Origin of the sequence: Pseudomonas sp. Irchel s3f7, from assembly GCF_900187615.1 — a bacterium.
Lineage (GTDB): Bacteria > Pseudomonadota > Gammaproteobacteria > Pseudomonadales > Pseudomonadaceae > Aquipseudomonas.
Map to the genome: position 1 here is coordinate 49996 of NZ_FYDO01000031.1, position 22470 is coordinate 72465.

The window sequence follows — 22470 nt, forward strand, 5'->3', positions numbered from 1 at the left end:
ATCAGTTCTCCAGAACGTCGAGCAGGCCCAGAGGCAGTGGCACGTCCATGACTTTGTCGAACAGCAGGTACAGACCGACGCTCATCAGGCTGATGATGATCGCGCCCGGCAGCCAGCGCCCGCCGTACAGGCGAGCCAGAGGAATGCCAACCAACATGCTGCTGAGGATGAAACCCAGCGGTTCGAACAGTCCGGCGAAGACCAGTAGCAACAGCACGCAGATACCGATCTTGGTCAGGGTCTCGCGATCCATCGGCGGATCTTCATCGGTGTGCTTGATCGGCGAAGGGCGATACACCATGTAAACCAGGGCCAGGCCCATCAGCCCCAGCATCAGCAGCGGGAACGCGCGCGGGCCGATCGGTTCGTAGGAAAACGGTGCCTGATAGGGCAAAGCCATCAGCACCAGGCTGGCACAGGCCAGCAACAGCACCGAAGCAAAAATGCGTTGTAAGAGCATGGGGAACTCCTGTGCTGCGACTCCGTGAAAGGGGAGTCGCAGCCGCTAGACAGAGGCGATCACTGAATCAGGCCGAACTCTTTGGCCAGCACTTTGTAGTCCGCAACCTGCTTCTTCACGTAGGTGTCCAGTTCCGGGCCGGTCATGGCGAACGGGAACAGTTCACGCTGATCGCGCAGCTTGGCGAACTCAGGCGAGGCCAGCAGTTTGTCGAAGGAGTCTTTCCACCAGGCGTAGTCTTCGTCGCTGACTTTTGGCCCGAGGTAGAAGCCACGCACCACCGGCCAGACGATGTCGTAGCCTTGCTCGCGGGCGGTCGGAATGTCCTTCATTTCCGGCTCCTCCAGACGCTTGTCGGAGAACACTGCCAACAGGCGCATGTCACCGCTCTGGATGTGCGGCATGGAGTCGGAGATGTCGGTGCTGCCGACCTGGATGTGGCCGCCGAGCAGGGCGGTGGCGATTTCACCGCCACCTTCGAGGGCAACGTAACGCAGGTCGCGCGGGTTGATGCCAGCGGCTTTGGCGATCAGGGCGGTTTGCATCCAGTCCTGGCTCCCGACGGTGCCGCCGGAACCGATCACCACTTTGCTCGGATCTTTCTTCAGCGCCTGTACCAGATCGTCGAGGGTCTTGTAGGGCGAATCGCTTTTCACCGCGATGGCGCCATAGCTAGTGCCGACCGCTGCCAGCCAGCGCACGTTGGTTTCATCGAAACGACCGAACTTGCCTTGGGCCAGGTTCAACAGCGATCCGCTGGACCATGCCACCAAAGTACCGGCATCGGCCGGACGCTGGGCGACCACCGCGTTGTACGCCACCGCGCCGACACCGCCGGGCATGTAGGTCACGCGCATCGGTTTGGTCAGCAGTTTTTCGTTGATCAGCGCGCTCTGCGCCAGTTTGCAGGTCAGGTCGAAACCTCCGCCGGGGGAGGCCGGGGCGATGCACTCCGGGCGTTTAGGTTCGGCAAGCGCGTGGCCGGTGAACAGCAGGACGCTGGCGGCGAGGGCTAGTTTACGCATTGACAGGTTCATTCATGTCTCCTTGGGAGTTGTTGTTATTGACGCACTGAATTACCAAAGGGCAACGCTATAGCTCACCAGCAGACGCACTTCGTCGGCATCGCGAGCAGAATAGTTGGAACGGTAAGTGGCATTGCGCAGGCGCACGGCGACATCCTTGGGCGCGCCGCTTTGTACAACATATTTAATCTCGCTGTTGCGTTCCCACACTGTGCCTTCGTCGCCGTTCTTGAGCTTGATGTTGTCACCGCTCACGTAACGGCTCATGAAACTCAGGCCCGGGATGCCGAGCTTGACGAAGTCGAAGTCATAACGCGCTTGCCAGGAATGCTCTTCGGCGCCGGAAAAGTCGTTGATCTGTACGAAGTTGACCAGGTAGGGGTCGGCACCATCTACATACGGGAAGGCGGTGTCACCGGCCAGTACGGTAGGGCTGACGCTGGAGAGGCGGGTAGGCGCGAATGCCCGGGTCTGCAAGGACTGCATGGGTGACTTACTCCGTTTATTGTTCTTATTTATCGAAAACGCTTCGAGGCGTTTTTCGGATCGCTGCGTGGCAACAGCGACGGCAGTCGAAACTGCCCGTGGCTGGACTCTAACGAGCTAACCTTTCGCTAACCTTTCAGAAGACTTTCGCGTTTTTTTAGGCTTCACAGTGGCGGATGCGGCTGTAAACTCCGCGCCAAAGAATGGCGTCGACCATCCCTGAATGAGGTAAAAATCCATGCGTGTCCTGCTCGTCGAAGACCATCTGCAGCTCGCCGAAAGTGTCGCCCAGGCGCTCAAGAGCACCGGGCTGACCGTGGATGTGCTGCACGACGGCGTAGCGGCCGACCTGGCGCTGGGCAGCGAGGAATACGCCATGGCGATCCTCGACGTCGGCTTGCCGCGCATGGATGGATTCGAAGTGCTGGCGCGGCTGCGTGCGCGGGGCAAGAACCTGCCGGTCCTGATGCTGACCGCCCGCAGCGACGTAAAGGATCGGGTGCATGGCCTGAACCTCGGCGCCGACGATTACCTGGCCAAGCCTTTTGAACTCACTGAACTCGAAGCCCGGGTCAAAGCCTTGTTGCGCCGCAGCGTGTTGGGCGGTGAGCGTATTCAGCGCTGTGGTGTGCTGGCCTACGACCTGGAAACACGGCGCTTCACGCTGGGTGAAGAATTGCTGACCCTGACCTCCCGCGAGCAAGCGGTGCTTGAAGCGCTGATCGCACGCCCTGGTCGGGTGATGAGCAAAGAGCAATTGGCGTCCCAGGTGTTCGGCCTCGACGAAGAAGCCAGCCCCGATGCGATCGAAATCTACGTGCACCGCTTGCGCAAGAAACTGGACGGTCAACCGGTTGCCATCGTGACCTTTCGCGGCCTCGGCTATTTACTGGAAAGCCGCGATGCATAAGCCCAGCAGCCTGCGCTGGCGGTTGCTGTGGAACCTCGCACTGTTGCTGGTGGTGTTGATGCTGGCCAGTGGATTGAGCGCTTACTGGAACGGCCGCGAAGCCGCCGACACCGCGTATGACCGGACCTTGCTGGCGTCGGCCCGGACCATCGCCGCCGGCCTGTCCGAACGCGACGGCAGCCTCAGTCTCGACGTACCTTACGTGGCCCTCGATACGTTTGCCTACGACAGCGCCGGACGGATTTTTTATCTGGTCAACGACATCAACCAGAAGCTGATCTCCGGTTATGAAAACCTTCCGCCACCGCCACCGGGTACGCCACGCACCGATAACTATCCTGCCCTGGCCCGCTTCTACAATGCGACGTATCAGGGGCAGAACGTGCGCGTCGTCAGCCTGCTCAAGGCGGTCAGCGAACCGAACATGAACGGCATGGCGGAAATCCGTGTGGCGGAAACCGATGAAGCCCGGGTCAGCATGGCCCGCAGTCTGGCGGCCGATACTTTATTGCGCCTGGGCATGCTGGCGCTCGGTGCGTTGTTGTTGGTGTGGTTTGCGGTCAGTGCGGCATTGCGTCCGCTGGAACGCTTGCGCACGGCGGTGGAGGAGCGACAACCCGATGATCTGCGGCCGCTGCCCCTGGTGGAAGTGCAGCGCGAATTGTGGCCGCTGGTGCGTGCGCTCAATCACTTTACCGAGCGTTTACGCGAGCAGTTCGAGCGCCAGGCGCAGTTCATTGCCGATGCCGCCCATGAATTGCGCACACCGCTGGCAGCGCTCAAGGCGCGACTGGAACTGGGCATGCGTTCGGCTGAGCCCGACACGTGGCGCAGCACCCTGGAAACTGCCGCCCAGGGCACCGATCGCTTGACCCATCTGGCTAACCAACTGCTCTCTCTGGCGCGGGTCGAAAATGGCGCCCGGGCGATTGCCGAGGGTGGCGCGCAGTTGCTGGATCTGAGTCAGTTGGCGCGTGAGCTGGGCATGGCCATGGCACCGCTGGCCCACAAACGTGGCGTCGCACTGGCGCTGGAGGCAGACGAACCGGTATGGATGCGAGGCGAGCCGACATTGCTGAATGAACTGCTGAGCAATCTGGTGGACAACGCCCTGGCCCACACGCCAACGGGTGGCAATGTGATTTTGCGTGTTACCGCACCGGCGGTGCTGGAGGTCGAAGATGACGGCCCGGGCATTCCCGCTGAAGAGCGTGGCCGGGTGTTCGAGCGGTTTTACCGGCGAAATCAGCATGTCGCCGGATCAGGTTTGGGGTTGGCGATTGTCGGAGAAATCTGCCGCGCACATCTGGCGCAAATCAGCCTGCATGATGGAGAGCACGCAGGGTTGAAGGTGCGGGTGAGTTTTACTGCGGGGGAGTAACACTCTATCTGTGACTAGGGGGCTGGCATTCATGTTCAGTAAAACATCGAACGGGTTTCTTCCAGATCGTCGCACAGCACCTTGTCGTCAAAGTCGATGCCCAGCGTCTTGAGTGCCGGCACGTTCAAGACATCGACGCGGGCGAATGGATGGTCGGTATCCTTGTGGCAATACAGGCTGGCAATCTGCACCAGGTCCGCATAATCGACCTGTGCAGAGTGGCGTTTGAAGTCCAGGTATAGCCGCGGCACTTGTACGAGCTTGTTTGGAAACTCCCAGACTTTGAGCAGTTTTTCGCCAATCAGTGGATGTATTTCGTCGATCACGTGATTGAGGCTGACGGGGTCGGACAACAATTCATAATGGTCTTCGGCATAGGTCAGGATCGGCAGCACGCCAATCTGGTGCACCAGCCCGCCGAGCGCGGCTTGATCGGGTTTAAGCCGGGTGTAACGGCGACACAGGGCATAGCTGACCCCGGCAATTTCCAGGCTTTTGCGCCAGACATCGCGCATTTTCTGCTCCACGACATCGGAGCGGGCATGAAAAATCTGCTCCATCACCAGCCCGATGGCCAGGTTACAGCTGTAGTTGATGCCCAGGCGTGTGATTGCGGTGTGCAGATCGGTCACTTCCTGGGTGGCACGCAACAGCGGGCTGTTGACCACTTTGATCAGGCGCGCCGACAGCGCGGTATCGCGACCGATCACTTTGCTCAGGGTACTGACGCTGACTTCCGGGTTTTCAGCGGCCTTGCGAATTTGCAGGGCCACTTCCGGCAACGTTGGCAGAACCAGGTCATCGTTATTGATGGCCTCAACCAAATCCTGTTGGATCTTTTCCGCCAGCTCGCTCATTTAGTTTCTCTAGGTGTTGCGTCAAGTGCTGCCGTTATTGCTGGATTTCGCGATCGCGGTCCAGTTCATAGGGCAGGTCGAGCAGCTGTAAGGAGGGACCTTCAAGCGCCCCCAAGTGGATATCCCCACTTTCTGCTGCTTCGGCTTGCAACACAGCCAGGAGTTCAATGTTTTGCCCGGCGCGGGCGGCAATCACCACTTCGCCGATGGAGCTGCCATGGGTCGAAGAAAACAGCTGGATGCCCGGCTCCGGCAATTCGTCGGCACTGAGTTGCAGACGATACAAGCGGCGCTTGAGTTTGCCCAGATACTGCATCCGCGCGACGATTTCCTGGCCGGTGTAACAGCCTTTCTTGAAACTCACGCCACCAACAGCCTGCAGGTTGAGCATCTGCGGGATGAACAGCTCGCGGGTGCCCGGCATGACCTGGCCGATCCCGGCGCGAACCTGGCCCAGCAGCCATTGGTTCAAATCGCCTTCGCTCAAGTCGGCGGATAATGTGCCCTTGATGGCATCGGCCTGATCGGCGGCGACCCACAACTCGGCCCGTTCTGGCGAGACGCGAATCGCGATCAAACCATCGTTGCGTACAACGCTGTCGGTTTCTGTCGGCAGCTCAAGGCCGAGACGGCCCAGTGCCGCTTCGCCACGCTCAATGCCGAAGCGGACCCACGCAGCGCTTTCATCGGTCAATTTGGACTTGGAGAACACCGCGTATTTTTTCAGGTCTGCCAGTTGAGGCTCCAGCAACTCGGTGGCCATGGCCATGAGCACACCATCACCTTCAAGCAGGATGCGAAAACTCGATTGCATCCGGCCTTTTTGCGTGCAGCGCGCGCCGAGGCTGGACCGGGCGTCGCTCAGGTAATTGAGATTGCAGGTCAGTTGGCCTTGCAGGAACTTGCCAGCGTCCGCGCCGCGAACCGCGAGAACACCTTCGTGAGACAGGGAGCAGAAAAAAGCAGAATCGGCCATGGGTCATCGCAGGGTAAAAAGTCTGGTAGACATCATAAGGGGGCGCCTTCGAAATGGGTAGTTAACAAAGGATCGTCGGTGACCGACCAAAGCCGACTGTTCGGTGAGGATCGGGCCTGTATACTTGCGGCCTATTTGAGGAGCGCTCCATGGTCGAAGATGTAGAACTGAATCGCCTCTACTGGCACAGCCGCCGCGGCATGCTTGAGCTTGACGTGTTGCTGGTACCGTTCACGAAAGAGGTTTACGCAACGCTCAACGAGGTGGATCGAGCGTTGTACGTCCGCCTGTTGACGTCTGAAGATCAGGACATGTTCGGTTGGTTCATGGAGCGTACCGAATCGGAAGATCCGGAGCTTCAGCGCATGGTTCGCATGATTCTGGATCGTGTCCAACCCAAGTAATGCGTTCGAATGCCGCTGGCATGCCTCACGGCAGTTGCTGGCGGCGTATCTGTTGGCTCAGCTGTTCGCGCTGGGTTCGCTGTTTCTACTGTCTATTGCGCTCTGGGCCAGCGTACTCGGGGCTTTGCTGTGCGTGGCTCACGGTATCTGGTTGTTGCCCCGGCAAATCTTGCTGACGCATCCGCAGGCATTCTGCGGCTTGCGTCGCGATGCCGATGGCTGGCAATTATGGAGTCGGGCGGGGGGATGGCAGCCGGTGCAGCTGCGGCCGGACAGCCTGGCGTTACCGTTGGTCGTGGTGTTGCGATTTCGGTTGAGTGGCGAGCGCCGGGTCAGGGCCATTTGCGTGCCCCGGGATTCGCAGGCGGCGGATGTGCACCGACGCCTGCGGGTCCGGCTCAAGTTCAGCCGGCGTAGGTGGGCGGCACCAGAATAGTGTCCAGCGCGACCGGCAACAGGTCCGGGTAGTCGAGGGTGTAATGCAGGCCTCGGCTTTCCTTGCGTTCCATGGCTGACAGGATCATCAGCTCGGCGACCTGGGCCAGGTTGCGCAATTCGATCAGATCCCGGCTGACCTTGTAGTTACTGTAGAACTCGTCAATTTCATCGAGCAACAGTTGCACGCGGTGTTGAGCCCGTTGCAGGCGTTTGTTGGTGCGCACGATGCCGACGTAGTCCCACATGAATCGCCGAAGCTCATCCCAGTTGTGCGCAATGATCACGTCTTCATCGGAATCGGTGACCTGGCTCGCGTCCCAGGTGGGAAGGAGGGCCGGCATGGTTACGCGGGGCAATTGCTCAATAATGTCCGCTGCCGCCGATCGCGCATACACAAAGCATTCCAGCAGTGAGTTGCTGGCCATGCGATTGGCACCATGCAGGCCGGTGAAACTGGTTTCGCCAATCGCATACAGGCCCGGCACGTCGGTGCGGCCCCGTTGATCGACCATCACGCCTCCACAGGTGTAGTGCGCCGCCGGCACCACCGGGATCGGTTGTTTGGTGATATCGATCGAAAACTCGAGGCAGCGCTCGTACACCGTCGGGAAGTGCGTCTTGATGAATGCTTCAGGTTTATGGCTGATGTCCAGATAGACACAGTCGACGCCCAGACGCTTCATCTCATGGTCGATGGCCCGGGCGACGATGTCCCGTGGCGCCAGCTCGGCCCGGGGGTCGAAACGCTGCATGAAGCGTTCGCCGTTGGGCAGTTTCAGGTGCGCCCCTTCGCCGCGCAGGGCTTCGGTGATCAGGAAACTCTTGGCCTGCGGGTGATAAAGGCAAGTCGGGTGGAACTGGTTGAACTCCAGGTTCGCCACCCGGCAGCCCGAGCGCCAGGCCATGGCAATGCCATCGCCGCAGGCACCGTCAGGGTTGCTGGTATAGAGGTAGACCTTGGCGGCGCCGCCGGACGCGAGAATGACAAAACGTGCGCCGTAAGTGTCGACCTGGCCGGTGCCGCGATTGAGCACATAGGCGCCGAGGCAGCGATCGCCTTCCAGGCCCAGGCGTTTTTCGGTGATCAGATCGACCGCAACCCGCTGTTCCAGCAATTCGATGTTGGGTCTTTTCCCGGCTTGATCGAGCAAGGTTCTGAAAATCGCCGCGCCCGTCGCATCCGCGGCGTGGATGATGCGCCGATGACTGTGGCCGCCTTCACGGGTCAGATGAAACTCGAACCCGCCATCGTCTGTGCTCGAGTGCTCATCACGGGTGAAAGGGACGCCCTGGTCGATCAGCCATTGGATGGCTTCCTTGCTGTGCTCGACGGTGAAACGCACGGCATCTTCATGACACAGGCCACCGCCCGCGTTGAGTGTGTCATCGACATGGGACTCAACGGTATCGGTGTCATCCAGTACAGCCGCGACACCACCTTGCGCCCAGAAGGTCGAGCCATTGGCGAGGTTGCCCTTGCTCAGTACCGCGATGCGCAAATGACCGGGCAAGGTCAGCGCAAGGCTCAAGCCGGCAGCGCCGCTGCCGATTACCAGAACATCGTGTTGAAACTGTTGGCTCATTTCAGGATTCCGCTCAAAGCGACCCGGGTCGGGGTTGGCGCACCTGGACTGGCGAGTCAAGGCAGCCGCACAGCCCACTAGTATATAGAGGAGGGGAGCGGCACAATACCCGAGCGAGCATGGCATTGTGAAACTACTGTGACGGAAAATACCGGACGCTTCGTCGGGTGGATTTTCTGCCTTTTAGGCGACACGAAGACTGTATCGTCGATTTAACAGTGTTTTTCCCTGCACGGTTGCACAATGTCGGGACAGCACAGCTATAAATAATTGGAACTTTTGCCAAAGTGCCAAGATCAATAGACCGTTGCCTGAATCAAGGGACAGTGTCGGTTTCGTTGCGGGATCGGTGTTTGATCCTTGCTGAAGAATCCGATGACAAGATTATTCGCGCAGCCGGGTCAACTCGCGCTGCGCTTTTCGTGCGTGCCAAATCAGAGCCCGCAGGAAACTTGCCTGGAGGGGGAGAACTTTTGCGAAAAGCCCGAGTCTATGTTTGCAAGTCTGGTGGTTTAGTTCTGCAAGCCTCCTCCGAGCTTATCGAGGAGTGTTCATGCTAACCCAGGAAGAGGATCAGCAACTGGTCGAACGCGTTCAGCGCGGCGACAAGCGTGCTTTCGATCTGCTAGTGCTGAAATACCAGCACAAAATTCTCGGGTTGATCGTGCGTTTTGTGCACGACACCCATGAAGCCCAGGATGTGGCGCAGGAAGCCTTTATCAAGGCCTACCGTGCGCTAGGAAATTTCCGCGGAGACAGCGCGTTTTACACGTGGCTTTACCGCATCGCCATCAACACGGCGAAAAACTATCTGGTTTCACGCGGCCGTCGGCCGCCGGATAGCGATGTCAGTTCCGAGGATGCAGAGTTCTACGATGGCGATCATGGCCTCAAGGATCTCGAGTCGCCAGAGCGGGCTTTGCTGCGGGATGAGATCGAAGGCACCGTCCATCGAACCATTCAGCAACTGCCGGAAGATTTGCGTACGGCGTTAACTTTACGTGAGTTTGATGGTCTGAGTTACGAGGACATTGCGAGCGTTATGCAATGTCCTGTGGGCACCGTGCGCTCCCGGATCTTCCGCGCCCGGGAGGCCATCGATAAAGCCCTGCAGCCGTTGTTGCAGGAAAACTAAAGACAGCGGCGACAGCCAAGAGAGGAACGCCATGAGTCGTGAAGCCCTGCAGGAATCGCTGTCCGCAGTGATGGATAACGAAGCGGACGAATTGGAATTGCGTCGGGTATTGAATGCCTGTGACGATGTTGAAACCCGTGACACCTGGGCTCGTTATCAGATCGCTCGGGCAGTGATGCACAAGGATCTGCTGCTTCCACGCCTGGACATCGCAGCGGCTGTTTCTGCTGCGCTGGCTGACGAAGCCGTACCGGCAAAAGCCTCCCGTGGACCATGGCGCAGCCTGGGTCGTCTGGCGGTCGCAGCTTCGGTGACCCTTGCGGTGTTGGCGGGTGTTCGCCTGTACAACCAGGACGAGATCGCCGGTGTTGAACTCGCGCAGCACTCCACCCAGCCTGGCCTGGCCGTTCCTCAAGTAAAAGGCCCAGCTGTTTTGGCCGGCTATAATGAGAGCTCGGAAGCTACCGGCCCAATGGCCAATGGCGTATTGCAAGGCCAGCCAGGCTTGAACGATCAACGTCTGCCAGGTTACTTGCGCCAACATGCACAACAGGCTGCATTGAAAGGAACTGAGAGCGCGCTGCCTTACGCTCGTGCTGCAAGCCTGGAAAACCGTTAAGGAGGATCATGCGCGCCATACCTCTACTTACGCTTCTGCTCAGTGGCTGGTTCATTGTTCCAGCCCACGCCGATGACGCTCAGGACTGGTTGAACCGTCTTGGCCAGGCCGAGCGACAGCAAAGCTTTCAGGGTACTTTCGTCTACGAGCGTAACGGTAGTTTTTCTACCCACAACATCTGGCATCGCGTCCAGGATGGCAAAGTCCATGAGCGGTTGCTCCAGCTCGATGGCTCTGCCCAGGAAGTTGTGCGCATTGATGGGAATACTCAATGCGTCAGCGGCATGTTGATAGCAGGACTGGGGGACTCTCCCAATTCTGCCGCTCGCGCACTCGATCCACAAAAGCTCAAGAATTGGTATGACCTTGCGGTTGTCGGCAAGTCGCGCGTGGCGGGTCGCCCCGCAGTGATTGTATCGCTGAAGCCCCGCGACCAGCATCGTTACGGTTTTGAACTGCATCTGGACAAAGAAACCGGCCTGCCACTCAAATCCTTGTTGCTGAGCGACAAGGGGCAATTGTTGGAGCGTTTCCAGTTCACGCGACTGGATACCGCGCAGGCCCCATCCGACAGCGAGTTGCAGCCAGGCGCCGATTGCAAACCGGTCAAACTCGAAAGTGACAAGGCTTCCGCCGTCAAGGTGGCGCAGGTTTGGCACTCTGACTGGTTGCCCCCAGGTTTCGAGCTGATTGCCAGTGCCGCACGCAAAGACCCGGCCACCAAAGCTCAGGTCAATAGCCTGATGTATGACGATGGTCTGGCGCGCTTCTCGGTGTTCCTCGAGCCGCTGAATGGTGCCCCGGTCATCGATACCCGCACTCAATTAGGGCCTACCGTTGCAGTGTCCCGGCGCTTGACCACGGCCCAGGGCGATATGATGGTGACCGTTGTCGGTGAGATACCGCTGGGTACTGCTGAACGAATCGCGCTTTCAATGCGCACCGACGCTACTGCAACCAAGCAGTGAGCTGAAATCGAAATGTTTGGTGAGCATTTCAGTTTGCAAAATCCCCCAAAATTTTTTATAGGTCAGAGCCCCTCGGCTCTGGCCTTGTTTGTTGTTCCCGGAACAAAAATACCGGCGTATTGTTCCCGGTGTTCCTTGCTCCATATCGCTTAACCCTGCTCGTCGTAACGGGAGCCGTATGTCGATACCAAGCTTGAAGTCTTATCTTTCCATCTTTGCCACTGTGCTGTTACTCGGTCAGGCGGTCACCGCGCAAGCGGTCGAATTGCCTGACTTCACGCAGCTGGTCGAGCAGGCCTCGCCTGCGGTAGTGAACATCAGTACCACGCAAAAGCTGCCGGATCGCAAAGTAAACCAGCAAATGCCTGATCTCGAAGGCTTGCCACCGATGCTGCGCGAGTTCTTCGAGCGGGGCATGCCGCCGCCTCAATCTCGATCGCCCCGTGATCGTCAGCGCGAAGCGACCTCTCTGGGGTCGGGTTTCATCATTTCACCTGACGGCTACATCCTGACCAACAATCATGTGATTGCCGATGCCGACGAAATACTCGTGCGTCTCGCTGACCGCAGTGAAATGAAAGCGAAGCTGGTTGGCACCGATCCGCGTTCTGACGTGGCGTTGCTGAAAATCGAAGGCAAGGACCTGCCGGTCCTGAAACTCGGTAAATCCCAGGACCTCAAGGCTGGTCAGTGGGTTGTCGCGATTGGCTCGCCATTCGGCTTTGACCACACCGTCACCCAAGGCATCGTCAGTGCCGTCGGTCGCAGTCTGCCTAACGAAAACTATGTGCCATTCATTCAGACTGACGTGCCGATCAACCCGGGTAACTCCGGTGGTCCGTTGTTCAACCTGAACGGTGAAGTGGTCGGGATCAACTCGCAGATCTACACCCGTTCCGGTGGCTTCATGGGGGTGTCGTTCGCGATCCCTATCGACGTGGCCATGGACGTTTCCAATCAGCTGAAATCCGGCGGAAAAGTCAGCCGTGGCTGGTTGGGTGTCGTGATTCAGGAAGTGAGCAAGGATCTGGCTGAGTCGTTCGGTCTGGATAAACCAGCCGGTGCGCTGGTGGCTCAGATCCAGGACGATGGTCCGGCTGCCAAGGGCGGTTTGCAGGTCGGTGACGTGATTCTGAGCATGAATGGTCAACCGATCGTCATGTCGGCGGATCTGCCGCATTTGGTGGGTGCATTGAAGGAAGGCGCGAAAGCTGATCTGGAAGTGATTCGCGACGGCAAGCGCAAGAATGTCGCGCTGACAGTTGGCGCTATTCCGGATGAAGACAAAGAACTGGATGGACTGCCTAAATCCAGCGTTGAACGCAGCAGCAACCGTTTGGGCGTGTCTGTCGTCGAATTGACCGACGAGCAGAAAAAAACCTACGACCTCAAGGGCGGTGTGTTGATCAAGGAAGTCCAGGACGGTCCTGCTGCCCTGATCGGCTTGCAGCCGGGTGATGTGATCACACATCTGAACAATCAGGCCATTGGCTCCACCAAGGAGTTCGCGGAAATCGCCAAGGCGTTGCCGAAGAACCGTTCGGTGTCGATGCGAGTATTGCGTCAAGGTCGCGCCAGCTTCATCACCTTCAAACTGGCTGAGTAATCCGGTTGTTGGCTGAATAAAAAACCGCCTCGAAAGAGGCGGTTTTTTTATGACTGAAACAAATCAGCCCATCATGTCCTTGATCATGCGCTCTTGCTCCATCAGCTCGCGTTGGCGTGCATCGATCCGTGACGACAGCGGGAAGTTGGTACCCGCCTTGCGCTTGGCGAAGTCCAGCTGCTGGATGGCCTGGCGATAGTCGCCGACCAGCGCAAAGTATTCGGCGCGCGCCTGATGCAGGCCGATGATGTTTCCGGACAGGCCACGAGTCTCCGCGACCTGATACCACACGTCCGGATCGTCCGGGCGCGACTTGAGCAGACCTTCGAGGGCCTTCTCCGCATCGGCGGTGCGGTTCTGTTTCAGCAACAAATCGACGCGCATCTGGTTCAGCGGATAATTGCCGGGATACTGGGCCAGCATCCGGTCAACCCGGGACTGGGCGTCCGGCAAGCGATTGTTGGTGATGTCCAGATCGACTTGAGCGAGGTTGTAGATGATCTCGTTTGGCGCCTTGGCCAGGAGCAACTTGAGATTCTCACGGGCCTCATTCAGTTGACCGCCCTTGATCTGAGCGATAGCCAAGCCATAACGCGCGACGTCACTTTTCGGGTTTTCATCAAGTAAGGCGCGGAAGCGTTTGGCGCCCAATCCCGGGGTTTCTTCATAGATCAGCTGGACGCGTGCGCGAATCAACTGATAGCGCAGGGAGTCTTCGATGCCACCTTTTGGGGCCTGCTCGGCGCGGTTGCGGGTGTCGGCGATCCGAGATTCGGTGACTGGGTGAGTCAGCAGGAATTCCGGCGGCTTGGCGTCGAAGCGATACTGACGGCCCAGGCGCTCGAACATGCTAGGCATTGATCGAGGGTCGTAACCGGCTTTTTCCAGATTGACGATGCCAATGCGGTCGGCTTCCTGTTCATTCTGGCGTGAGAACCGACGCTGTTCCTGAATCGCCGCTGCCTGGGTGCCTGCGATGGCGGCGATCCCGGCGTCGCCGGCACCTGCTGCGGCAATCACGATGCCGGCCAGCAGGGCCGCCATCATTGGCACTTGCATACGTTGCTGGGCTTCGACGCCCCGGGCGAAGTGGCGTTGCGACAAGTGAGCCAATTCGTGGGCCATCACCGAGGCATACTCGCCTTCGCTCTGGGCGTTAAGGAACAAACCGCCGTTGACCCCGACAATCCCGCCCGGCGCTGCAAAGGCGTTGAGCTGTGGGCTGTTGATCAGGATGAACTCCAGGCGCCGGTCACTGACCTGGCTGGTTTCAACCAGCCGATAAACACTGGATTCGACATAGTCCTTGAGCTGCGGGTCGTTGAGTTGCGATACCTGACTGCGCAGCATTGCCAACCAGGCGCGCCCTAACTGGTGTTCCTGTTGGGGCGAGACAATGGCAGAACTGGCGTCGCCGAGTGACGGCAAGTCGTCGGCGAAGCCCGGTGAGGCAAGCAGGCAAGCGAGCGTCAGCAGGGTAGGGCGCAAAAAAGTCATGCACAAAGCCTTAGAAGACAAAGACCTTACTGTAGCCGGACACCAGCGCTGCGACCAGATATTCTAGGCGACTCAACCACCTGAACCCGGAGTGATGCAATGATCGACGCTGTAGAGCATGACGTTGAGCTGGACGCCAGCGGCCTGAATTGCCCTTTGCCTTTGCTCAAGGCCAAGATGGAGCTCAATCGGATGGCCAGCGGCGCGGTGCTCAAGGTGGTTGCCACCGATGCGGGTTCTCAGCGTGACTTTCGCACCTTTGCCCGATTGGCCGGTCATACGCTGCTTCGTGAAGAAGATGAGGCGGGTGTATACCGCTATTGGTTGAAAAAAGCCTGAAATCTGCGGCGTTTTGTTCTTAAGGAATGTTGATGTTCAAAGTGTTACGCGACTGGATTCAGCGCTATTTCTCCGATGAAGAGGCGGTGGTGCTGGCTGTCCTGCTGTTTCTGGCGTTCACCGCTGTCCTCACGCTGGGCGGCATGCTCGCGCCGGTTCTGGCGGGGATGGTGCTGGCGTATCTGATGCAGGGGTTGGTGGTGTCTCTCGAGCGCCTGCGCGTTCCCGGCGGGGTGGCGGTGGGGCTGGTTTTTGCGTTGTTCATGGGGTTGCTTCTGGTCTTCATCGTGGTGGTCGTGCCGCTGCTGTGGCATCAACTGATCACGCTGTTCAACGAGTTGCCAGGCATGCTCGCCAAATGGCAGTCGCTTTTGTTGCTGTTGCCCGAACGTTATCCGCATCTGGTGTCCGACGAGCAGGTGTTGCGGGTCATCGAAGTGGCACGGGGCGAGATCGGCAAGTTCGGCCAGTTGGCGCTGACCTTTTCACTGTCGAGCCTGCCTCTGCTGGTGAACATCATGATCTATCTGGTGTTGGTGCCGATCCTGGTGTTCTTCTTTCTCAAGGATCGCGCAATGATCGGTGAGTGGGTGCGCGGTTATCTGCCTCGTGAGCGGGCGTTGATTACCCGTGTCGCCCGTGACATGAACCGGCAGATTGCCAATTACATTCGCGGCAAGGTCATTGAGATTTTCATTTGCGGCGGCGTGACCTACGTCGCCTTCGTTGTCCTCGAGCTCAACTATGCGGCGCTGCTGGCGTTGCTGGTGGGGATTTCGGTGGTAGTGCCGTATGTCGGGGCTGTCGTGGTGACGGTGCCGGTGTTTCTGATTGCACTGTTCCAGTGGGGTTGGAGCGATCAGTTCATTTATTTGATGGCGGTGTACGGGATCATCCAGACGCTGGATGGCAACGTGCTGGTGCCACTGTTGTTCTCGGAAGCCGTCAACATGCACCCGGTTGCGATCATCTGCGCGGTCTTGTTGTTTGGTGGGTTGTGGGGCTTTTGGGGTGTGTTCTTTGCGATCCCCCTGGCGACACTGTTCAAGGCCGTGCTGGATGCCTGGCCGCGTAAAGAGCCTGTGGTGGCACCGCTGCTTTAGATTGTAAAAAGATCGCAGCCTGCGTGGGAATATGTAATCCCGTAGCTGCCGCAGGCTGCGATCTTTTAGGAATCAGGCTTTATTCAGTGCCTGGGCCGCCGCCAAAACAGCGTCAACATGCCCGGGCACCTTCACACCGCGCCATTCCTGACGCAGCACGCCATCCTTGTCGATCAGGAACGTGCTGCGATCCACGCCCATGTATTCCTTGCCGTAGAGCTTTTTCAGCTTGATCACGTCGAACAGCTGGCAGAGCGCTTCCTCTTTGTCGCTGATCAGCTCGAAAGTGAACGCTTGCTTGGCTTTGAAGTTTTCGTGGGACTTGAGGCTGTCTCGGGAAACGCCGAACACTTCGGTGTTCGCGGCTTTGAAAGCCTCCAGCTGATCCCGAAAGCCTTGGCCCTGGGTCGTGCAGCCCGGTGTGCTGTCCTTCGGGTAGAAGTAGATCACCACCTGCTTGCCCTTCAGGCCCGCAAGACTGACGGTTTGCCCGCTGGTGGCGGGTGCTTCGAAATCGGCAACCGGTTGGTCGATGGCAACCGCCATGAGAACTTCCTTACATTGGGTTCTGTGGACGCCACGGTTCGATCAGGGCGTCGAGGTTCAGCGCGTCGGCGAAATCCAGGAACTGATCGCGCAGCCAGCTGATTTGTACGCCAGCAGGCAAGGTCACGGTAAACGTGGCATTGAGCATGGTGCCGCCGGTTTGTGGAGCCTGATACGTGTCGCACGTCAGGTTTTCCAGCTCGACGTTGTGGTCCATGAAGAACTGGCACAACTCGTTGATGATGTCCGAGCGGTAGGCCGAGCTCACGTAGGCAACGTACGGCAAAGCCTGCGGGCGGTTCTCCAGCGCTGCGCTACGCACCACGTTGACGGTGAACGCGTGTCGTTTGGCCAGAACAGGGAGGCTGCCTTCAAGGCGTGCCAGGGCATCCCAGCTGCCGGTGATTTCCAGTACGAGCGCACTGCATTCGCCATGACGGGTCAGGCGAGAGGTGACCACGGCGCAGCGGTTTTCATGGCTGGCGCGGCACAGGACGTTGGTCAGCTCCATGGGGTTGGCGCCGAGGGCACTGATGACAAGGAATTGTTCGCGAACTGTGGGGGTGGACATGCAGCATTCCTAAAGCGATGAGCGGTCGATACTGTCAGGGCAGTTTTTTCGGGAGCAGGCCTGCGGATGTCGAATTCAGAAAGCCTCAGGCGCAGGTTGCAACGTGCTCCAGTATGGCAGGAGCGGGGGGTGGCAACGCTGGAATGGGGCTTGTGATGCCGAAAAAGGAGGCAAAAACCCGACGGACGAGCTTGTCAGTACCGATCAAAGTCTGAAGGGTAGCGAAAAGCGGCGCCAAGGGGAATGGCGGCAGCGCAGTACTTCGCTTGTGCAAGCATCTTGGCGCCAGTACCATTACGGCTCTCTTTTTCCGGCAGGAGCGGTTGCATGATTGCGGGCAGTATGGTGGCACTGGTCACACCCATGGATGCACAAGGTCGTCTCGACTGGGACAGCTTGAGCAAACTGGTGGACTTTCACCTGCAAAACGGCACCCACGCCATCGTGGCGGTCGGCACCACAGGTGAATCGGCCACCCTTGATGTGAACGAACACATCGAAGTGATCCGCGCCGTGGTCAAGCAGGTCAACGGCCGAATCCCGGTGATTGCCGGTACCGGCGCCAACTCGACCCGCGAAGCGGTCGAGCTGACCCGTAACGCCAAAGAGGCCGGCGCCGACGCGTGCCTGCTGGTCGTGCCGTATTACAACAAGCCGACCCAGGAAGGCCTGTACCTGCACTTCAAGCACATTGCCGAATCGGTCGACATCCCTCAGATCCTCTACAACGTGCCTGGCCGTACCTCCTGCGACATGCAGGCAGAGACAGTGATCCGTCTGTCCACCGTGCCAAACATCATCGGCATCAAGGAAGCCACTGGCGACCTGAAGCGTGCAAAAGCCATCCTTGATGGCGTGAGCAAAGACTTCATCGTGCTCTCCGGTGATGATCCGACCGCGGTCGAGCTGATCCTGATGGGTGGCAAGGGCAACATTTCCGTCACTGCCAACGTCGCGCCGCGCGAAATGGCTGACCTGTGCGAGGCCGCGCTCAAGGGCGACGCCGAGACTGCACGCGCCATCAACGAAAAACTGATGCCGTTGCACAAGGACCTGTTCATCGAAGCCAACCCGATTCCGGTGAAGTGGGCTTTGGTCGAAATGGGCCTGATGCACGAAGGCATTCGCCTGCCGCTGACCTGGCTGAGCGCACCTTGTCATGAAACGCTTCGCACGGCCCTGCGCCAGTGCAGCGTCCTGGTTTAATTGAGGAAGTACAACGCATGAAGCGAATGGCCGGACTTTCCGCACTTGCCTTGGTCATCTCCAGCACGAGTGGCTGTGGATGGCTCTGGGGCCCGGAAGGTTATTTCCGTGACCGTGGTAGCGATTACCTGGAAGCGCAACAGACTGCACCGATGCAATTGCCGCCAGACATCACCACCGCCAAGCGTCTGGATCCACTGCTGCCGATCCCGCGCAACGTGGCGGATGACACCGCCAAGGGTGAATACATCGTTCCTCGTCCGCAGCCATTGACGGCTGGGGCCGACGCCAGCGCGTACTCCCTGCAGAAGAGCGGTGATTCGCGCTCGATCCTGGCGCAAAGTCCGCCGGCCGAAGTCTGGCCTGTGGCCGTTCAGTTCTACCAGGACAATGGTTTCCGCCTGGATGAGCAGCGTCCGCAAACCGGTGAGTTCACCACCACTTGGCAACGCTCCGATGAACTGTCCGCAGCCATGGCCAAGCGTCTGAGCGCGGCCGGTGTCAGCGCCGACAGCGAAACCCGCGTGCGGGTGCGCATCGAGCCGGGCGTGCAGCGCAACACCAGTGAAGTCTATGTGGTCAGCGCTGAACGTTCTGCCGGCAGCACCGCCGACGTCGATTTCACCAACCGTTCGGTCAACACTGGTCTGGACGCGGCACTGGTCGACGACATGCTCGCGAGCATGAGTCGCATCTCGGAGAAGGGCGGTTCGGTCTCCATGCTGGCATCGCGAGATTTCGATGCGCCTAGCCGTGTGAGCCTGAGTGAAGACGGCAGCGGCAACCCTGTGCTGAACGTCGGTACCGATCTGGATCGTGCCTGGTCGAGCGTCGGTCGTGCGCTGGAACAGGGCGAATGGCGCGTTGAAGACATCAACCGCAGCCTGGGCCTGTACTACATCAACCTGGCTGAAAAAGCCGAGAGCAAAGACGACAAGCCAGGCTTCTTCAGCAGCCTGTTCGGCAGCGCGCCGAACAAGGAAGAAGTTGAAGCCCGTGCCGAGCGTTATCAGGTTCGCCTGAGCAAGGTCGGCGAGAACGTCCAGGTGACAGTCGAGAAAAACATCAACACCGTCGCGCCAGCTGATGTGGCACGTAAAGTGTTGAGCGTGATTCAGGACAACCTGGGCTGATCTCATGCGTTTTGCCGTTCTCGGCAGCGGTAGCCAAGGGAACGGCACGCTGATAGCCAGCGCTGATACGTATGTGCTGGTGGATTGTGGTTTCTCCCTGCGGGAAACCGAAAAACGCCTGCTGCGCCTGGGTGTGAACCCTGCGCAGCTGAGCGCGATACTCGTGACCCACGAACATGCCGACCACGTGCATGGCGTGGGTTTGCTGTCTCGGCGCTACAATCTGCCTGTCTACCTCAGTCGCGGGACCTTGCGCGGGATGCGCAAACCGATTGAACCCGCAGGTTTCCTGGCGGGTGGCGAACAGCTGCAAGTCGGTGCCTTGAGCATTGGTGTCATTGCCGTGGCTCATGATGCACAGGAGCCGACGCAGTATGTGTTCAGTGACGGTGAGCGGCGTTTCGGCCTGTTGACCGACCTGGGTTCGTACTGCGACAAGGTGCTGGACGGCTATCGGGATCTCGATGCGTTGATGATCGAGTCCAATCATTGCCGTGACATGCTGGCTCGCGGTCACTACCCGTCCTTTCTCAAGCAGCGGGTTGGCGGTGAACTGGGACATTTGAACAACCACCAGGCGGCATTCCTGGTGTCCGAGTTGGGCTGGCAAGGCCTGCAACATCTGGTCCTGGCCCATCTGAGCAGCAAGAACAACCTGCCGCGGCTGGCCCGGCAATGTTTTGTCGACACCCTCGGGTGCGACCCGGACTGGCTGCAACTGGCCGATCAAGATTCAGGGCTCGACTGGCGACACATCGCCTAGCCCATCTACTTACCAAGCGGAGCCCATCATGGAAAAACGTGAAGAACTCTACCGCGGCAAAGCCAAGTCGGTTTACAAGACCGACGACGCTAACCGCTTGATCCTGCTGTTTCGCAACGACACCTCGGCGTTCGACGGCAAGCGCATCGAACAGCTCGACCGCAAAGGCATGGTGAACAACAAGTTCAACGCCTTCATCATGCAGAAACTCGAAGCGGCCGGCGTACCGACCCAATTCGACAAACTGCTGGGCGACAACGAGTGCCTGGTGAAGAAGCTGGACATGATCCCGGTTGAATGCGTCGTGCGTAACTACGCCGCCGGCAGCCTGGTCAAGCGTCTGGGTGTGGAAGAGGGCATGAAACTCAACCCTTACACCTTCGAACTGTTCCTCAAGGACGACGCCAAGGGCGACCCGTTCATCAACGAATCCCACGTCGTGGCGTTCGGTTGGGGCACTGCCGAGCAACTGGTTCGCATGAAAGAACTGTCGCTCAAGGTCAACGAAGTGCTGAACAAGCTGTTTGACGACGCCGGCCTGCTGCTGGTCGACTTCAAACTCGAATTCGGCGTATTCCACGACGGCACCATCGTCCTGGGCGACGAATTCAGCCCGGACGGCTGCCGCCTGTGGGACAAGGCCACCGGCAAGAAAATGGACAAGGACCGCTTCCGTCAGGGCCTCGGTGACGTCATCGAAGCCTACGAAGAAGTCGCCAATCGTCTGGGCGTACCGCTTTAATCGACGCAAGCATCTGATAGCACAGAAATATTTCGCTCAGGGGGTTCGCTTCCGGCGAAAGTGTTGTTATGATGCGCGCCGTTGGAGAGATGCCAGAGTGGCCGAATGGGACGGATTCGAAATCCGTTGTACCTTCACCGGTACCTAGGGTTCGAATCCCTATCTCTCCGCCATACATAGAAAAGCCCCGCAAATCAATGGTTTGCGGGGTTTTTTGTTTTTTGATAGTGCTACTCTGTTGTACTACTCAATCTTGCTGTTTTGCGGTTCCGCAACGGTCATTTCTTCGCATGTCTGTCAGCCAGTTGCTGGGCAACGTCTAACGCGAATTTCAGGACGTTTGCAGCCTCTGTGAACGCTTCTGGATCATTCGTCCCCTCGAAGATTATTCCGCCCTTTGTGATGTCTGAATCGAACCCGCTTTCGCGCAAGGTGATGTTTCAACGTCTATCCAGCCCGTTACAGGCTGGCGTTCGCTTTTTCCTCGTTCCTTCGCCCGCACCGCCATCGGCAGTTTTTGCAAATCTAGCTGCCCTAGAGTTTATTCCAGTGTCGCGACAACAAAATTTCGCCATTACCCGAATGTACCGCTAACCAATCGGCCGGCCGAAGTATCAGTTCGGCGACCTCAGAATCCAGAGGACGATGACGCAGAGCTGCCCAAGTGCCTACTCTACGATTCAGATCCAGGCGTTTTTTCCGGATCTTCGTTGACAACAAATCCTTGATGGCGAAATTTTGATACTACACGTCGAGTTGGCGGGAGCGACGAAGCGCTGACGGAGATTATTGTTTTCGCACAAAAGCAGGAAACAATAATCATGCTGCCGTCGACCAAGAAAATAGATTGCCACGTTCATTTTTATACTTCGGAAGATCTTCGTCGGGTGGCCGGTTCGTTGCCTTATACGTTACCTGAGCCGCATCCGCTGACTGCTTATTTGGATAGGTTGATCGATGCCGGAATTGCACCGACGCTTATCAATAATGTTCATCTAAGTATCCTGCCGGACTCAGAAAACGTGTTCGCTTCCTTTGAGGAACTCAACAAACTCCAGGCCGTAGACCCGCAGCGCTATGGCGGTATCAAACTGGTGGGCACGATCAAGGCAGAGCCTGCTTATGCCACTCAGGAGCGTCTCTCGCACCCGCAGGTGATTGGCGCTCGAATCGTCCTGCATGATGCGAGACCTGAAACGGTTTCTGATACGCGGTTCAGTGATGGGCAATGGTCGGCATTTTATGCCCGCCTGTTCCCGCACCAGCATCTGCACATTTACGCGAAGGAAGCCGAGACGAATCTGCGCGTATTGCGCCAGATCCCTCGCGATGTACGGGTCATCATCGATCATCTAGGCACCTGTCACTGCGAGCGTGACATTACTGAACCCGCTTATACCGCGCTACTCGCTGAAGCGAGAGATCGAGGCAACGTATGGTTCAAAGGTCCTGGCTATCGCACCTCTGTTCACCCCGAGGAAACCGCTCGTTTCGTGACGCAGATTGCTTACGCGGTCGGCACGGACAAGATACTTCTGAGCGCCACCGATGCACCTCATGTCGGAACTGACAACCAGGGTGTGCCGTATTCCGACCTTTTTGATTTGAACAAGGCCTTCAACTTTGTTGATGCCGTTGCACATTATGTTTCTAAAGAAACCCGAATTCCTGTTGGTCAACTTCTCCGTGGAGCACCTGACCAATTGGTAAGTTGATCTCCGC

General features: G+C 58.3%; 23 protein-coding genes, 1 tRNA gene and 1 pseudogene. 16 read left to right on the top strand and 9 right to left on the bottom strand.

Features of this window, described 5'->3' with window-relative positions:
• Position 1: 1 nt before the first annotated feature.
• The 3 genes and pseudogenes from CKW19_RS23540 to CKW19_RS23550 all read right to left on the bottom strand — a co-directional run.
• Positions 2-460: a tripartite tricarboxylate transporter TctB family protein gene (locus CKW19_RS23540; RefSeq protein WP_095060256.1), complete on the bottom strand. Its 459-nt coding sequence runs from the start codon at positions 458-460 to the stop codon at positions 2-4.
• A 59-nt stretch (positions 461-519) separates the two neighbouring features.
• Positions 520-1497, bottom strand: a complete 978-nt coding sequence (locus CKW19_RS23545) for a tripartite tricarboxylate transporter substrate binding protein (protein WP_095060258.1) — start codon at positions 1495-1497, stop codon at positions 520-522.
• 39 nt (positions 1498-1536) lie between these two features.
• Positions 1537-1908: pseudogene (locus CKW19_RS23550) on the bottom strand (OprD family outer membrane porin); the annotation flags it as partial.
• 301 nt (positions 1909-2209) lie between these two features.
• Between CKW19_RS23550 and CKW19_RS23555 the strand changes: the two are divergent.
• Both CKW19_RS23555 and CKW19_RS23560 read left to right on the top strand, forming a co-directional pair.
• Positions 2210-2881, top strand: a complete 672-nt coding sequence (locus tag CKW19_RS23555; RefSeq protein ID WP_007979804.1) for a response regulator — start codon at positions 2210-2212, stop codon at positions 2879-2881.
• The gene (locus tag CKW19_RS23560; RefSeq protein ID WP_095060260.1) at positions 2874-4262 is read left to right on the top strand and encodes a sensor histidine kinase; all 1389 of its coding nucleotides are present in this window, start codon (positions 2874-2876) and stop codon (positions 4260-4262) included. Before CKW19_RS23555 ends, CKW19_RS23560 begins: the two co-directional genes overlap by 8 nt.
• Positions 4263-4297: 35 nt before the next feature.
• Here CKW19_RS23560 and CKW19_RS23565 read toward each other — a convergent pair whose 3' ends face one another.
• Both CKW19_RS23565 and CKW19_RS23570 read right to left on the bottom strand, forming a co-directional pair.
• Entirely contained in the window at positions 4298-5119 is an 822-nt protein-coding gene (locus tag CKW19_RS23565; RefSeq protein ID WP_095060262.1) for an HDOD domain-containing protein, read from the bottom strand.
• A 34-nt stretch (positions 5120-5153) separates the two neighbouring features.
• On the bottom strand, positions 5154-6095 hold the full coding sequence (locus CKW19_RS23570; protein ID WP_095060264.1) for a folate-binding protein YgfZ: 942 nt from the start codon (positions 6093-6095) through the stop codon (positions 5154-5156).
• A gap of 149 nt (positions 6096-6244) precedes the next feature.
• On the opposite strand from CKW19_RS23570, the gene CKW19_RS23575 reads away from it, so the two are divergent.
• Together CKW19_RS23575 and CKW19_RS23580 are read left to right on the top strand one after the other, a co-directional pair.
• Positions 6245-6499 (top strand): succinate dehydrogenase assembly factor 2, encoded by a 255-nt coding sequence (locus CKW19_RS23575; RefSeq protein ID WP_095060266.1) that lies wholly within the window; start codon positions 6245-6247, stop codon positions 6497-6499.
• Entirely contained in the window at positions 6483-6935 is a 453-nt protein-coding gene (locus CKW19_RS23580) for a protein YgfX (protein ID WP_095060268.1), read from the top strand. Before CKW19_RS23575 ends, CKW19_RS23580 begins: the two co-directional genes overlap by 17 nt.
• On the opposite strand, the gene nadB is transcribed toward CKW19_RS23580, so the two are convergent.
• On the bottom strand, positions 6904-8520 hold the full coding sequence (gene nadB, locus CKW19_RS23585; protein WP_095060270.1) for an L-aspartate oxidase: 1617 nt from the start codon (positions 8518-8520) through the stop codon (positions 6904-6906). The genes CKW19_RS23580 and nadB overlap by 32 nt on opposite strands.
• 553 nt (positions 8521-9073) lie before the next feature.
• Here nadB and rpoE point away from each other — a divergent pair.
• From rpoE to CKW19_RS23610, 4 genes are all read left to right on the top strand, one after another.
• A complete protein-coding gene (gene rpoE / locus CKW19_RS23590) occupies positions 9074-9655 on the top strand; it encodes an RNA polymerase sigma factor RpoE (protein WP_003172477.1) in 582 nt (193 codons plus the stop codon).
• A 31-nt stretch (positions 9656-9686) separates the two neighbouring features.
• Positions 9687-10274 (top strand): sigma-E factor negative regulatory protein, encoded by a 588-nt coding sequence (locus CKW19_RS23595; protein ID WP_095060272.1) that lies wholly within the window; start codon positions 9687-9689, stop codon positions 10272-10274.
• An 8-nt stretch (positions 10275-10282) separates the two neighbouring features.
• The gene (locus tag CKW19_RS23600; protein WP_095060274.1) at positions 10283-11242 is read left to right on the top strand and encodes a MucB/RseB C-terminal domain-containing protein; all 960 of its coding nucleotides are present in this window, start codon (positions 10283-10285) and stop codon (positions 11240-11242) included.
• A gap of 178 nt (positions 11243-11420) precedes the next feature.
• A complete protein-coding gene (locus CKW19_RS23610; RefSeq protein ID WP_095060278.1) occupies positions 11421-12848 on the top strand; it encodes a DegQ family serine endoprotease in 1428 nt (475 codons plus the stop codon).
• A gap of 63 nt (positions 12849-12911) precedes the next feature.
• Here CKW19_RS23610 and CKW19_RS23615 read toward each other — a convergent pair whose 3' ends face one another.
• Positions 12912-14345, bottom strand: a complete 1434-nt coding sequence (locus tag CKW19_RS23615; RefSeq protein WP_095060280.1) for a M48 family metalloprotease — start codon at positions 14343-14345, stop codon at positions 12912-12914.
• Positions 14346-14444: 99 nt separating this feature from the next.
• Between CKW19_RS23615 and CKW19_RS23620 the strand changes: the two genes are divergently transcribed.
• Positions 14445-14684, top strand: coding sequence for a sulfurtransferase TusA family protein (locus CKW19_RS23620; protein WP_095060282.1), 240 nt, complete (start codon positions 14445-14447; stop codon positions 14682-14684).
• Between the two features lie 32 nt (positions 14685-14716).
• Positions 14717-15787 (top strand): AI-2E family transporter, encoded by a 1071-nt coding sequence (locus CKW19_RS23625; protein ID WP_095060284.1) that lies wholly within the window; start codon positions 14717-14719, stop codon positions 15785-15787.
• Between the two features lie 72 nt (positions 15788-15859).
• On the opposite strand, the gene CKW19_RS23630 is transcribed toward CKW19_RS23625, so the two are convergent.
• Complete coding sequence (locus CKW19_RS23630; protein ID WP_095060286.1) at positions 15860-16333, bottom strand: peroxiredoxin; 474 nt, start codon at positions 16331-16333, stop codon at positions 15860-15862.
• A gap of 10 nt (positions 16334-16343) precedes the next feature.
• A complete protein-coding gene (locus CKW19_RS23635) occupies positions 16344-16904 on the bottom strand; it encodes a glycine cleavage system protein R (RefSeq protein WP_095060288.1) in 561 nt (186 codons plus the stop codon).
• A gap of 327 nt (positions 16905-17231) precedes the next feature.
• Between CKW19_RS23635 and dapA the strand changes: the two genes are divergently transcribed.
• From dapA to CKW19_RS23670, 6 genes are all read left to right on the top strand, one after another.
• Positions 17232-18110 (top strand): 4-hydroxy-tetrahydrodipicolinate synthase, encoded by an 879-nt coding sequence (gene dapA, locus CKW19_RS23645; protein ID WP_095060292.1) that lies wholly within the window; start codon positions 17232-17234, stop codon positions 18108-18110.
• 17 nt (positions 18111-18127) lie between these two features.
• Positions 18128-19243 (top strand): outer membrane protein assembly factor BamC, encoded by a 1116-nt coding sequence (gene bamC / locus CKW19_RS23650; RefSeq protein ID WP_095060294.1) that lies wholly within the window; start codon positions 18128-18130, stop codon positions 19241-19243.
• Between the two features lie 4 nt (positions 19244-19247).
• Positions 19248-20006: an MBL fold metallo-hydrolase gene (locus CKW19_RS23655; protein ID WP_095060296.1), complete on the top strand. Its 759-nt coding sequence runs from the start codon at positions 19248-19250 to the stop codon at positions 20004-20006.
• A 28-nt stretch (positions 20007-20034) separates the two neighbouring features.
• Positions 20035-20748 (top strand): phosphoribosylaminoimidazolesuccinocarboxamide synthase, encoded by a 714-nt coding sequence (gene purC, locus CKW19_RS23660; RefSeq protein ID WP_095060298.1) that lies wholly within the window; start codon positions 20035-20037, stop codon positions 20746-20748.
• An 83-nt stretch (positions 20749-20831) separates the two neighbouring features.
• Positions 20832-20921: transfer RNA gene (locus tag CKW19_RS23665), tRNA-Ser, on the top strand.
• A 648-nt stretch (positions 20922-21569) separates the two neighbouring features.
• On the top strand, positions 21570-22463 hold the full coding sequence (locus CKW19_RS23670) for an amidohydrolase family protein (protein ID WP_095060300.1): 894 nt from the start codon (positions 21570-21572) through the stop codon (positions 22461-22463).
• Positions 22464-22470: the final 7 nt, after the last annotated feature.

Coding starts and splice junctions, on each gene's coding strand:
- CKW19_RS23540 (WP_095060256.1), bottom strand. CDS start 460: ATGCTCTTACAACGCATTTTTGCTTCGGTGCTGTTGCTGGCCTGTGCC.
- CKW19_RS23545 (WP_095060258.1), bottom strand. CDS start 1,497: ATGAACCTGTCAATGCGTAAACTAGCCCTCGCCGCCAGCGTCCTGCTG.
- CKW19_RS23555 (WP_007979804.1), top strand. CDS start 2,210: ATGCGTGTCCTGCTCGTCGAAGACCATCTGCAGCTCGCCGAAAGTGTC.
- CKW19_RS23560 (WP_095060260.1), top strand. CDS start 2,874: ATGCATAAGCCCAGCAGCCTGCGCTGGCGGTTGCTGTGGAACCTCGCA.
- CKW19_RS23565 (WP_095060262.1), bottom strand. CDS start 5,119: ATGAGCGAGCTGGCGGAAAAGATCCAACAGGATTTGGTTGAGGCCATC.
- CKW19_RS23570 (WP_095060264.1), bottom strand. CDS start 6,095: ATGGCCGATTCTGCTTTTTTCTGCTCCCTGTCTCACGAAGGTGTTCTC.
- CKW19_RS23575 (WP_095060266.1), top strand. CDS start 6,245: ATGGTCGAAGATGTAGAACTGAATCGCCTCTACTGGCACAGCCGCCGC.
- nadB (WP_095060270.1), bottom strand. CDS start 8,520: ATGAGCCAACAGTTTCAACACGATGTTCTGGTAATCGGCAGCGGCGCT.
- rpoE (WP_003172477.1), top strand. CDS start 9,074: ATGCTAACCCAGGAAGAGGATCAGCAACTGGTCGAACGCGTTCAGCGC.
- CKW19_RS23595 (WP_095060272.1), top strand. CDS start 9,687: ATGAGTCGTGAAGCCCTGCAGGAATCGCTGTCCGCAGTGATGGATAAC.
- CKW19_RS23600 (WP_095060274.1), top strand. CDS start 10,283: ATGCGCGCCATACCTCTACTTACGCTTCTGCTCAGTGGCTGGTTCATT.
- CKW19_RS23610 (WP_095060278.1), top strand. CDS start 11,421: ATGTCGATACCAAGCTTGAAGTCTTATCTTTCCATCTTTGCCACTGTG.
- CKW19_RS23615 (WP_095060280.1), bottom strand. CDS start 14,345: ATGACTTTTTTGCGCCCTACCCTGCTGACGCTCGCTTGCCTGCTTGCC.
- CKW19_RS23620 (WP_095060282.1), top strand. CDS start 14,445: ATGATCGACGCTGTAGAGCATGACGTTGAGCTGGACGCCAGCGGCCTG.
- CKW19_RS23625 (WP_095060284.1), top strand. CDS start 14,717: ATGTTCAAAGTGTTACGCGACTGGATTCAGCGCTATTTCTCCGATGAA.
- CKW19_RS23630 (WP_095060286.1), bottom strand. CDS start 16,333: ATGGCGGTTGCCATCGACCAACCGGTTGCCGATTTCGAAGCACCCGCC.
- CKW19_RS23635 (WP_095060288.1), bottom strand. CDS start 16,904: ATGTCCACCCCCACAGTTCGCGAACAATTCCTTGTCATCAGTGCCCTC.
- dapA (WP_095060292.1), top strand. CDS start 17,232: ATGATTGCGGGCAGTATGGTGGCACTGGTCACACCCATGGATGCACAA.
- bamC (WP_095060294.1), top strand. CDS start 18,128: ATGAAGCGAATGGCCGGACTTTCCGCACTTGCCTTGGTCATCTCCAGC.
- CKW19_RS23655 (WP_095060296.1), top strand. CDS start 19,248: ATGCGTTTTGCCGTTCTCGGCAGCGGTAGCCAAGGGAACGGCACGCTG.
- purC (WP_095060298.1), top strand. CDS start 20,035: ATGGAAAAACGTGAAGAACTCTACCGCGGCAAAGCCAAGTCGGTTTAC.
- CKW19_RS23670 (WP_095060300.1), top strand. CDS start 21,570: ATGCTGCCGTCGACCAAGAAAATAGATTGCCACGTTCATTTTTATACT.